Source organism: Burkholderia sp. lig30, assembly GCF_000687455.2.
In the GTDB taxonomy this organism is placed as follows: domain Bacteria; phylum Pseudomonadota; class Gammaproteobacteria; order Burkholderiales; family Burkholderiaceae; genus Burkholderia.
In genome coordinates this window covers 88,522-100,304 of sequence record NZ_JGVW01000056.1, presented here as the reverse complement: position 1 = coordinate 100,304, position 11,783 = coordinate 88,522, and the positions used below count along the sequence as shown (strand labels likewise).

Genomic DNA, 11,783 nt, shown 5'->3' with positions numbered 1-11,783 from the left:
CTCGTCGTGCTGGTGCGCGACTGACCGGCTGCGCGCGGCGCACCCCGCCCACCTGCCTGAGCGGCGCGCGTGGGCCGCGCCGGGCTGAGCCGCGCCGGGCTGAGCTGAGCCGGGACGAGCCCGACCCGCGCGGCGTGCCGCCCCGCCAATGCTAAAATCGCGGAATTCCCTGGCGGCGCACGCTGCCTCACTCCCCTTCTAAGAATCGCCATGACGTCCCAACTGCACAAAAAGGGCGAGGCCTGGTCGGCCCGCTTCTCGGAACCGATGTCGGAACTGGTCAAGCGCTACACGTCGTCGGTGTTTTTCGACAAGCGTCTCGCGCTCGTCGACATCGCCGGCTCGCTCGCGCACGCGAACATGCTCGCCGCGCAGAAGATCATCAGCGCCGACGACCTCGCCGCGATCGAGCGCGGGATGGCGCAGATCCAGGGCGAAATCGAGCGCGGCGAATTCGAGTGGCAGCTCGACCTCGAGGACGTCCACCTGAACATCGAGGCGCGCCTGACCGCGCTGATCGGCGACGCCGGCAAGCGCCTGCACACCGGCCGCTCGCGCAACGACCAGGTCGCGACCGACATCCGCCTGTGGCTGCGCGGCGAGATCGACCGCATCGGCGGCCTGCTGGGCGACCTGCGCGGCGCGCTGCTCGACCTCGCGGACCAGCATGCCGACACGATCCTGCCAGGCTTCACGCACCTGCAGGTCGCGCAGCCGGTCACGTTCGGCCATCACCTGCTCGCGTACGTCGAGATGTTCTCGCGCGACGCGGAACGCATGCGCGACTGCCGCACCCGCGTGAACCGCCTGCCGCTCGGCGCGGCCGCGCTCGCCGGCACCAGCTATCCGATCGACCGCCACGCGGTCGCGAAGACGCTCGGCTTCGACGGCATCTGCGCGAACTCGCTCGACGCGGTTTCCGACCGCGACTTCGCGATCGAATTCACCGCGGCGGCCGCGCTCGTGATGACGCACGTGTCGCGCTTCTCGGAGGAACTGGTGCTGTGGATGAGCCCGCGCGTCGGCTTCATCGACATCGCGGACCGCTTCTGCACCGGCAGCTCGATCATGCCGCAGAAGAAGAACCCGGACGTGCCCGAACTGGCGCGCGGCAAGACGGGCCGCGTCAACGGCCACCTGATGGCGCTCCTCACGCTGATGAAGGGCCAGCCGCTCGCGTACAACAAGGACAACCAGGAAGACAAGGAGCCGCTGTTCGACACGGTCGATACCGTCGCGGACACGCTGCGCATCTTCGCCGAGATGGTCGCGGGCATCACCGTGAAGCCGGACGCGATGCGCGCGGCGGCGCTGCAGGGCTTCTCGACCGCGACCGACCTCGCCGACTACCTGGTCAAGCGCGGCCTGCCGTTCCGCGACGCGCACGAAGCGGTCGCGCACGCGGTGCGGATCTGCGACCAGCGCGGCTGCGACCTCGCCGACCTGACGCTCGACGAGATGAAGCAGGAGCTGCCGAACGTCGCGCACCTGATCGGCGACGACGTGTTCGGCTACCTGACGCTCGAAGGCTCGGTCGCAAGCCGCAATCACCCGGGCGGCACCGCGCCGGACCAGGTGCGGGCGGCCGTGAAGGCTGCACGCGCGGCGCTCGGCAAGTAAGCCGCCGCCCATCGAACGGACGCCTGCGGCGTCCGTTTTCTCATGCGACGCGGCTCCATCTTGCCGCGCGCACCCTACGCTCCTCCGGACACCCCCGATGACCTTCTCCGCCGCGATCTTCGACATGGACGGCCTGCTCGTCGATTCCGAGCGGACGATCATGGACACCTGGATCGACGTTGCGTGCGCGCATGGCGTCGCACTGTCCGCCGCCGACTACCTGCAGATCGTCGGCCGCTCGTTCGCCGAAGGCCAGACGATCCTCGCCGGGCTGCTCGGCGACGCCGACACGTTTGATGCGGTCCGCACGCGCGTGCGCGAACGGCTCGCCGCGCCGACGCCGCACCCGAAATTTCCGCTCAAGCCCGGCGCGCATGCGCTGCTGAGCGCGCTCGTGCGGGCCGGCGTCCCCTGCGCGGTCGCGTCGTCGTCGGCGCGCGACGTGATCCATGCGCGGCTCGGCGCGGTCGGCGTGCTGCCGTTCTTCCGCGCGATCGCGGGCGGCGACGAGGTCTCGCGCGGCAAGCCCGACCCGGCCGTCTACCGGCTCGCGGCCGAGCGGCTCGACGTGCCGGCGCACGCGTGCATCGCGTTCGAGGACAGCGATTTCGGCGCGCAGTCCGCGGCGGGCGCAGGGGCGTCCGTCGTCACCGTGCCCGACCTGAAGGCGCCGACGCCGGAAATCGTCGCGCTGAGCCTGCACGTGCTCGGCTCGCTCGACGACGCGCTCGCGCTCATGCCGGCCTGGTTCGGCGCGCGCGCCGCATAGGGCTCGTTCACACTAGTAACGGGCTTGCGCCGGCCGCCGGAAGGGCCGCGCGCGACGCATGCGACGAGCCTGAACAGGCCGGGGCCGCGCGGCCGGGACGCGCTCGACGCGTCGTCCAATGCAAACGGGCACCTCGCGGTGCCCGTTGTTCCTTTCCGTATCGTCGCGCCGCGCGCGTGCGTCACTTACTTGTTGCCCGCCGTCTCCGACAGCCGCTTCATCGTCGCAATGCGCGCACCGATCAGGTCGATGCGGCCGTCCTCGCCGACCAGCGGCGTCGTCGCGTCGCGATACGCGACCCACGCGCGCTGCGCGCGCATCAGCGTCGATGCCGAATGCGCGGGCATCTTGCGCCGCAGTTTCTGGTAATAGCGGTTCAGGTCGAACAGCGCATGCTCGCACGCGGCATCCTGCTCGCACGGCCGCACGCGGCGTACCGGGTCGTCATTCGGCGAACCGCCCTGCCCGCCGCTCCGCGCGCCGGCCGGCGCCACGGGCTGCGCGTTGCGATCCGCCGCCGCCCGCAGCGCGAGCGCGCGTTCGCGCACCGGCTGAAGCTGCATGTCCGCCCCGGCCATCGCGTACATCGTGCCGCGCGTCGTCTCGTAGACGGCCTTCAGCAGGTGCACCTCGTCCTTGCGCCACGCGAGCCAGCGCCGCTGGCTCTCCTGCCAGCCGCGCTTCGCATCGGCGGGCGCCGGGCCGGTCGCCAGCCGCTGGTACGCGCCGTCCATCACCGCCTGCCACTGCTGCCGCGCCTCGTCCATGCACTGGATCTGCCCGGCCGTCGACGAGCGGTCGCGCCGCGCGAGGCACTGCCGCATCGCGACGTCGACCGGATCGGCCGCGGCGACTTCCGCGTGCGCCGCGCCCGAGCATGCCGCCCAGGCAACGAGCGCGGCCACCGCCGCGCGCATCGTCCCGAATCGCATCTGCCCCATCGTCAATCGCGCACGCAGTCGACGAAGTACTCGACGCGCCCGTTCACCTCTTCCGCGACGAGGCCGTGGATGTCGGTGTGGAAACCCGGGAAACGCTCGTTGAAGTCGCGCGCGAACCGCAGGTAGTTGACGATCGTCTTGTTGAAGCGCTCGCCCGGGATCAGCAGCGGGATGCCCGGCGGGTACGGCGTCAGCAGGATGCTCGTCACGCGGCCTTCGAGCTCGTCGAGCGGCACGCGGTCGATGCTGCGGTGCGCGAGCTTCGCGAATGCGTCCGACGGCTTCAACGCCGGCTCCATGTCCGACAGGTACATCTCGGTCGTCAGGCGCGCGATGTCGTTCGCGCGATAGACGTCGTGGATCTGCGTGCACAGGTCGCGCAGGCCGACCCGCTCGTAGCGCGGATGCTGCGCGACGAATTCCGGCAGCACGCGCCACAGCGGCTGGTTGTTGTCGTAGTCGTCCTTGAACTGCTGCAGCTCCGTCACCATCGAGTTCCAGCGGCCCTTCGTGATGCCGATCGTGAACATGATGAAGAACGAGTACAGGCCCGTCTTCTCGACGATGATGCCGTGCTCGGCCAGATACTTCGTGACGATCGCGGCCGGGATGCCCGTCTCGCCGAACTCGCCGTCGACGTCGAGGCCCGGCGTGATGATCGTCGCCTTGATCGGGTCGAGCATGTTGAAGCCTTCGGCGAGCGGGCCGAAGCCGTGCCAGTGGTCGTTCGGCTTCAGCATCCAGTCGTCGCGCGAGCCGATGCCCTCGGCCGACAGCGTGTCCGGCCCCCACACGGAGAAGAACCAGTCGTCGCCGTATTCGGCGTCCACCTTGCGCATCGCGCGGCGGAAGTCGATCGCCTCGGCGATCGACTCCTCGACCAGCGCGGTGCCGCCCGGCGGCTCCATCATCGCCGCGGCGACGTCGCACGACGCGATGATCGCGTACTGCGGGCTCGTCGACGTGTGCATCAGGTACGCCTCGTTGAAGCGGTGCTTGTCGAACGTGCGGTTCTCCGAATCCTGCACGACGATCTGCGACGCCTGCGAGATGCCGGCGAGCAGCTTGTGGGTCGAGTGCGTCGCGAACACCAGCGCGCCGGTGCGCGGACGCCCGTCGCCGATCGCGTGCATGTCGCGGTAGAAGTCGTGGAACGTCGCGTGCGGCAGCCACGCTTCGTCGAAGTGCAGCGTGTCGAGCAGGTCGCCGAGCAGGTCCTTGATCATCTCGACGTTGTAGATCACGCCGTCGTAGGTGCTCTGCGTGATCGTCAGGATGCGCGGCTTCAGATTCGGGTTCTGCCGCAGCGCCTCGCGCGCGAACGGGTTCGCCTCGATCTTCCGGCGGATGTTCTCCGGCTTGAATTCGTCGCGCGGGATCGGCCCGATGATGCCGAAGTGGTTGCGCGTCGGCGTCAGGAACACGGGGATCGCGCCCGTCATCGTGATCGCGTGCAGGATCGACTTGTGGCAATTGCGGTCGACCAGCACGATGTCGCCCGGCGCGACCGTCGCATGCCAGACGATCTTGTTCGACGTCGACGTGCCGTTGGTCACGAAGAACAGATGATCGGCGCTGAAGATGCGCGCCGCGTTGCGCTCCGACGCGGCCACCGGCCCCGTATGGTCGAGCAGCTGGCCGAGCTCGTCGACCGCGTTGCAGACGTCCGCGCGCAGCATGTTCTCGCCGAAGAACTGGTGGAACATCTGGCCGAGCGGGTTCTTCAGGAACGCGACGCCGCCCGAGTGGCCCGGGCAGTGCCACGAATACGAGCCTTCGTCCGCGTACTTGACCAGTTCCTTGAAGAACGGCGGCGACAGCGAGTCGAGATAGACCTTCGCCTCGCGGATGATGTGGCGCGCGACGAACTCCGGCGTGTCCTCGAACATGTGGATGAAGCCGTGCAGCTCGCGCAGGATGTCGTTCGGCAGGTGGCGCGACGTGCGCGTCTCGCCGTACAGGAAGATCGGAATGTCCGCGTTGCGGCGGCGCACTTCGCTGACGAACGCGCGCAGCTCGATGATCGCGGTCGCGAGCTCCGGCAGTTCGCCGTCCGGGCCGGTTTCACCGAGCATGAGTTCGTCGTCGTCGATCGACAGGATGAAGCACGACGCGCGGCTCGACTGCTGCGCGAACGACGTGAGATCGCCGTAGCTCGTGAGACCGAGGACCTCGACGCCCTCCTTCTCGATCGCTTCGGCCAATGCCCGGATGCCGGAGCCCGAGATGTTCTCGGAGCGGAAATCTTCGTCGATGATCACGACGGGAAAACGAAACTTCATGGGCGATTCTCCAAAAAGAACGACCGCGGCGCATCACACGCGGCGGTCACCCGGTAACTGGTGCGTCGATATCCAACCAGATCAGGTTTTCGGCAGCGTGACACCGTGCTGGCCCTGATACTTGCCGCCCCGATCCGCATACGACACGTCGCACACTTCGTCGCTCTCGAAGAAGAGCACCTGGGCGACGCCTTCGTTCGCGTAGATCTTCGCGGGCAGCGGCGTGGTGTTCGAGAATTCCAGCGTGACGTAGCCTTCCCACTCGGGCTCGAACGGCGTCACGTTGACGATGATCCCGCAGCGCGCGTAGGTCGACTTGCCGAGGCAGACGGTCAGCACCGTGCGCGGAATGCGGAAGTATTCGACGGTGCGGGCCAGCGCGAACGAGTTCGGCGGGATGATGCACACGTCGCCCTTGAAATCGACGAACGAGCCCTCGTCGAAGTTCTTCGGATCGACGATCGTCGAATTGATGTTGGTGAAGATCTTGAATTCGTCGGCGCAGCGGATGTCGTAGCCGTAGCTGGACGTGCCGTAGCTGACGATCCGGCGGCCGTCCTCGGCCGAGCGGACCTGGTCGGGCACGAACGGCTCGATCATCTTGTGCTCGTCGGCCATGCGCCGAATCCACTTGTCGGACTTGATGGTCATGCCACCCTCCGCCGGGCAGCCCGCGCGAGGGGCAGCAAACGAAGTAAGCGTGGGGGTCGTTTCATATCGGGGCGCCAGAAAACGCTGCGTGACGGTAGACGATGGCCGCCCGGACAACCCGGCGGCCGAGAAAGGCGCACATTTTACGCGATCGCGAGCGTGTCACGGGCGCGCGCATGCCGGCCCGCGTCAACGGATCACCCCGCACGCGAGCGCGGGCCCCGCGCCGTGCTGCGGGAAGGCCGGATCGCTCGGGTCGCGGTGCACGAGCGCCGCGCGGCCGAACACCGAGCGCACGCCGTCGAGGGCCAGATCCGGCGCGACGATGAAGCCGGCGGCGACGCCGTTCGCGTCCGCGTGGATGTTGCCGAGATCGCCGCCGACGCGCGCGCCGGCGCGCAGCCGGTCGGCGGCCGGCGCGAACACCTGGCCGGCGCTCGAGCCGTCGCCGGCGTTGCAGTCGCCGCGCTCGTGCACCTGCAGCGCGTACTCGCTGTTCGGCGGCAGGCCGACGAGGTTGTAGGTGACCTGCACGCCGTCGGGACGTTCGACGAACGTGACGGTGCCGCGCGCCTGCGCGCCGACCGTCGGCTGCAGCGCCGCGTCGGCCCGCTTCTCGTGCGGCGGGAAAAAGGAAGTACAGCCGGCCAACAGGCCCAGGACGATGCCCGCCAGCAGCGCGCGCCGCGCGCCGCCGGCGCACGCGCCGTGAAGTCGTTGTTTCATGCGATCCTCATGCCGGCGGCGGGCCTTGTGGGCCGCGCGCGCCGGACGGGTCAGGAATACCCTGGAAAAGTCGCCATGATACCGCGCCTCGCGCCGCCGGAAACACGGCCACCCCCCTCCGGCCGGGCCTTTTTACGTATTTTGAACCACGATCGTCGGAAATTTCGACGTCATGTCGCGCGTACGCTCGGCGATCGCGAGCGCGACCCCGCGCGCAATCGCGCGATAACGCCCGGCGGCCTTGCCATCGGGATCGGCGACCACCGTCGGCACGCCGCTGTCGGCCTGCTCGCGGATCGCAATGTCGAGCGGCAGGCTGCCAAGCACGCTCACGCCGTAATCCTTCGACATCCGCTCGGCGCCGCCCGCGCCGAAGATGTGCTCCTCGTGCCCGCAGTTCGAGCAGACGTGGATGCTCATGTTCTCGACGATCCCGAGAATCGGGATGCCGACCTTCTCGAACATCTTCAGGCCCTTTTTCGCATCGAGCAGCGCGATGTCCTGCGGCGTCGTGACGATCACGGCGCCCGTCACCGGCACACGCTGCGCGAGCGTGAGCTGGATGTCGCCTGTGCCCGGCGGCATGTCGACGATCAGGTAGTCGAGGTCGCGCCAGTTGGTCTGGCGCAGCAGCTGCTCGAGCGCCGACGTCGCCATCGGGCCGCGCCACACCATCGGGTTGTCCTCGTCGATCAGGAAGCCGATCGAGTTCGCCTGCAGCCCGTGCCCGACGAGCGGGTTCATCGACTGGTTGTCGGGCGACTCGGGGCGCTGGCCGTGGATGCCGAGCATCGTCGGCAGCGACGGGCCGTAGATGTCGGCGTCGAGAATGCCGACCGACGCGCCTTCGGCGGCGAGCGCGAGCGCCAGGTTGACGGCCGTCGTGCTCTTGCCGACGCCGCCCTTGCCGGACGCGACCGCGACGATGTTCTTCACGTTGGGCAGCAGCTTCACGCCGCGCTGCACGGTGTGCGCGACGATCTCCTGCGAGACGTTGATACGGACATCGCGCACGCCCGGCACGGCGGCGAGCGCGGTGGCGACGCGCGCGCGCACGTCGCCGTGCTGGCTCTTCGCCGGATAGCCGAGCACGATGTCGACCGAGACGGTCTCGCCGTCGATCGCGACGTTGCGCACGCCTTTGCTGGCCGCGTACGGACGGCCGGTATTGGGGTCAGCGACAGCCGCCAGCGCGGCGTCGACGAGTGCCCGGTCAATGCTCATCGAAACTCCGAGGAAACGTGGTTTTCGCGCTCAAACGTCAAGAATGATCAAATTACGCCGCGAAAATCGGGAAAAGTGAAAGAATTTATTGCATGCCATTGCGCGAACGCCGGAGCCGGCGCAATCTTCGCGTGCAGCATGCTATGGGGCCACATCGGCCGCTTACCGCCTATATTGTAGAGGCTGACGCGTGTCGCTGCCCGAACAGCCACGCTGCCAGGCAGGGCATGCGGCCGTTGCGGCCGCATGCGCCGGCGGCTCGGTGGCCAGGTTCTGCCAGCGGGCGGGCCGGCCATAGCGCAATCACACATTTTTTGTCGTTGTCGACTCGTTCAACCACTGAGAGGAATTCAAGATGAACACCAAAATCGCGACTCGCCTGTCCGTCTTCGCGCTGGCCGGCGCGCTCCTGGCCGGCTGCGCGACGCAGCAAGGCAGCAACACGGCGGTCGGCACGGGCGCGGGCGCAGCACTCGGCGCGGGCATCGGCGCGCTGGTCGGCGGCGGCAAGGGTGCGGCGATCGGCGCAGGCGCGGGCGCGCTGGTCGGCGGCGTAACCGGCTACAACTGGCAGGCGATCAGGAACAAGCTCGCGCCGTCGGCCGCGCAGACGGGCACGCAGGTGACCGAGCAGCCGGACGGCTCGCTGAAGCTGAACGTGCCGAGCTCGGTGACGTTCGCGACCAACCAGTACGCGGTCACGCCGGCCTTCACGCCGCTCCTGAACGACCTGGCCTCGACGCTGAACCAGAACCCGCAGATCACGGCGTCGGTGGTCGGCTATACGGACAGCACCGGCTCGTCGGCGTACAACCAGACGCTGTCGCAAAACCGCGCGCAGAGCGTCGTGAATGCGCTGGCGCAGCGCGGCGTCGCGGGCGGCCGCCTGTCGGCGCAAGGCATGGGCGCGTCGAACCCGATCGCGGACAACGCGACCGAAGCCGGCCGCTCGCAGAACCGCCGCGTCGAGATCTACCTGCGCGCCCAGCACTAAACGCACACGACCGGGAATGCGCGGGCGCGCCGCCCGCACGGCCCCGCCGGACAACGCGTTCGGCGGGGCAAGTCACCACTCGAAAAAATTTTCGAACTTCCGCCGCGCACCGTTGTCTCTATTTTCGGTACGCGGCTGGTGTTGCCGGCGCGTCACCATTCTCCTCTTGTCGTTGTTGCTCCGGGGCCATATCCGCCCCGGTTTTTTTTGCCCGCGCGAGCCGTGCTGCGGCGCAGCCCCCTTCCCCGCCCATCGAGCGCCACCCCGCGCCGTTCGCGCTGCGCGCCGCGCGCGCGACGCCGCCCGCGCGTGCCTGCCGAGCGGGCGCCCCTGCTAGAATCGCAGTTTCCAGCAGATTTCCCGCCGTTCCTCTACAGACCCTATGTCCGCATCCGACCTCACCTCCGTGCAGGCCGGCGAGCCGCAAGGCCGCCGCCAGATCCTCGTCACGTCCGCGCTGCCCTATGCCAACGGGCAGATCCACATCGGCCACCTGGTCGAGTACATCCAGACCGACATCTGGGTGCGGACGCTGCGAATGCACGGCCACGAGGTCTACTACATCGGCGCCGACGACACCCACGGCACGCCGGTCATGCTGCGCGCCGAGAAGGAAGGACTGACGCCGAAGCAGCTGATCGACCGCGTCTGGACCGAGCACAAGCGCGACTTCGACAGCTTCGGCGTGTCGTTCGACAATTTCTACTCGACCGATTCGGACGAGAACCGCGTATTGAGCGAGAAGATCTACCTCGCGCTCAAGGAAAACGGGCTGATCGCCGAGCGCGAGATCGAGCAGGCGTACGACCCGGTCAAGGAAATGTTCCTGCCGGACCGCTTCATCAAGGGCGAGTGCCCGAAGTGCCACGCGAAGGACCAGTACGGCGACAACTGCGAAGTGTGCGGCGCGACCTACCTGCCGACCGAGCTGCTGAATCCGTATTCGGTCGTGTCCGGCGCGACGCCGGTGCGCAAGATCTCGAAGCACTACTTCTTCCGCCTGTCCGATCCGCGCTGCGAGACCTTCCTGCGCGACTGGGTCAGCGGCCTCGCGCAGCCCGAGGCGACCAACAAGATGCGCGAATGGCTCGGCGACGCCGGCGAAGCGAAGCTCGCCGACTGGGACATCTCGCGCGACGCGCCGTACTTCGGCTTCGAGATCCCGGGCGCGCCCGGCAAGTATTTCTACGTGTGGCTCGACGCGCCGGTCGGCTACTACGCGAGCTTCAAGAACCTGTGCGACCAGCGCGGCATCGATTTCGACGCGTGGATCGGCAAGGGAACGAAGGCCGAGCAGTATCACTTCATCGGCAAGGACATCCTCTATTTCCACACGCTGTTCTGGCCCGCGATGCTCGAATTCTCCGGCCATCGCACGCCGACCAACGTGTTCGCGCACGGCTTCCTGACGGTCGACGGCGCGAAGATGTCGAAGTCGCGCGGCACCTTCATCACCGCGCAGAGCTACATCGACACGGGCCTGAATCCCGAGTGGCTGCGCTACTACTTCGCCGCGAAGCTGAACGCGACGATGGAAGACCTCGACCTGAACCTCGACGACTTCCAGGCGCGCGTCAACAGCGACCTCGTCGGCAAGTACGTGAACATCGCGAGCCGCGCGGCGGGCTTCCTGATCAAGCGCTTCGACGGCCGCGTGCAGGACAGCGCGATGAACCATCCGCTCGTCGCGACGCTGCGCGCGGCGATTCCGGACATCGCCGCGCACTACGAAGCGCGCGAATACGGCCGCGCGCTGCGCCACACGATGGAACTGGCCGATTCGGTCAACGCGTACGTCGACGGCGCGAAGCCGTGGGAACTCGCGAAGGATCCGGCGAACGCGGTCGCGCTGCATGAGACCTGCAGCGTGAGCCTCGAGGCGTTCCGCCTGCTGTCGCTCGCGCTCAAGCCGGTGATGCCGCGCGTCGCGCAGGCGGTCGAGGCCTTCCTCGGCATCGCGCCGCTCGCGTGGGCCGACGCGGACAAGCCGCTGTCGTCGCAGCAGCCGATCAACGCGTATCAGCACCTGATGACGCGCGTCGACGCGAAGCAGATCGAAGCGCTGCTCGCCGCGAACCGCGATTCGCTGCAGGCCGAGCAGCAAGGCGCGGCCGCGGCGAAGGCCGGCGGCGCCAAGGCCGCAAAGGCGGCGGCCAGGCCGGCCGCCGGCGCGAACGGTGCCGACGACGGCGAGCCGCACATCTCGATCGACGATTTCGCGAAGATCGACCTGCGGATCGCGAAGATCGTCGCGTGCCAGGCGGTCGAAGGCTCCGACAAGCTGCTGCAGCTCACGCTCGACGTCGGCGAGGAGAAGACCCGCAACGTGTTCTCCGGCATCAAGTCCGCCTACCAGCCCGAGCAGCTCGTCGGCAAGCTGACGGTGATGGTCGCGAACCTCGCGCCGCGCAAGATGAAGTTCGGCCTGTCCGAAGGGATGGTGCTGGCCGCGTCGGCGACGGACGAGAAGGCCGAGCCGGGCCTCTACATCCTCGAGCCGCATAGCGGCGCGAAGCCCGGCATGCGCGTGAAGTAACAGCGCCGGCGGGTGCGTCCGCGCACCCGCGTGCCAGCCG

General features: G+C 68.2%; 9 protein-coding genes. 4 read left to right on the top strand and 5 right to left on the bottom strand.

Annotated features, from left to right (window positions below; translation table 11 throughout):
• The first annotated feature begins 210 nt into the window (after positions 1-210).
• Positions 211-1,620, top strand: coding sequence for an argininosuccinate lyase (gene argH, locus LIG30_RS06575; RefSeq protein ID WP_038710662.1), 1,410 nt, complete (start codon positions 211-213; stop codon positions 1,618-1,620).
• Between the two features lie 97 nt (positions 1,621-1,717).
• Positions 1,718-2,389: an HAD family hydrolase gene (locus tag LIG30_RS06570; RefSeq protein WP_038710661.1), complete on the top strand. Its 672-nt coding sequence runs from the start codon at positions 1,718-1,720 to the stop codon at positions 2,387-2,389.
• Positions 2,390-2,574: 185 nt separating this feature from the next.
• On the opposite strand, the gene LIG30_RS06565 is transcribed toward LIG30_RS06570, so the two are convergent.
• The 5 genes from LIG30_RS06565 to apbC all read right to left on the bottom strand — a co-directional run bounded on the left by LIG30_RS06565 (position 2,575) and on the right by apbC (position 8,213).
• The gene (locus LIG30_RS06565; protein ID WP_442856844.1) at positions 2,575-3,321 is read right to left on the bottom strand and encodes a lysozyme inhibitor LprI family protein; all 747 of its coding nucleotides are present in this window, start codon (positions 3,319-3,321) and stop codon (positions 2,575-2,577) included.
• A gap of 11 nt (positions 3,322-3,332) precedes the next feature.
• Complete coding sequence (locus LIG30_RS06560) at positions 3,333-5,612, bottom strand: arginine/lysine/ornithine decarboxylase (protein WP_038710658.1); 2,280 nt, start codon at positions 5,610-5,612, stop codon at positions 3,333-3,335.
• Between the two features lie 81 nt (positions 5,613-5,693).
• Positions 5,694-6,263, bottom strand: coding sequence for a dCTP deaminase (dcd, locus tag LIG30_RS06555; RefSeq protein ID WP_038710656.1), 570 nt, complete (start codon positions 6,261-6,263; stop codon positions 5,694-5,696).
• Positions 6,264-6,452: 189 nt separating this feature from the next.
• The gene (locus LIG30_RS06550; RefSeq protein WP_038710655.1) at positions 6,453-6,989 is read right to left on the bottom strand and encodes a superoxide dismutase family protein; all 537 of its coding nucleotides are present in this window, start codon (positions 6,987-6,989) and stop codon (positions 6,453-6,455) included.
• Between the two features lie 132 nt (positions 6,990-7,121).
• Positions 7,122-8,213: an iron-sulfur cluster carrier protein ApbC gene (gene apbC, locus LIG30_RS06545; RefSeq protein WP_038710654.1), complete on the bottom strand. Its 1,092-nt coding sequence runs from the start codon at positions 8,211-8,213 to the stop codon at positions 7,122-7,124.
• A gap of 355 nt (positions 8,214-8,568) precedes the next feature.
• Between apbC and LIG30_RS06540 the strand changes: the two genes are divergently transcribed.
• Positions 8,569-9,207, top strand: coding sequence for an OmpA family protein (locus LIG30_RS06540; protein ID WP_038710652.1), 639 nt, complete (start codon positions 8,569-8,571; stop codon positions 9,205-9,207).
• Between the two features lie 382 nt (positions 9,208-9,589).
• Entirely contained in the window at positions 9,590-11,743 is a 2,154-nt protein-coding gene (gene metG / locus LIG30_RS06535) for a methionine--tRNA ligase (RefSeq protein WP_038710650.1), read from the top strand.
• Positions 11,744-11,783: the final 40 nt, after the last annotated feature.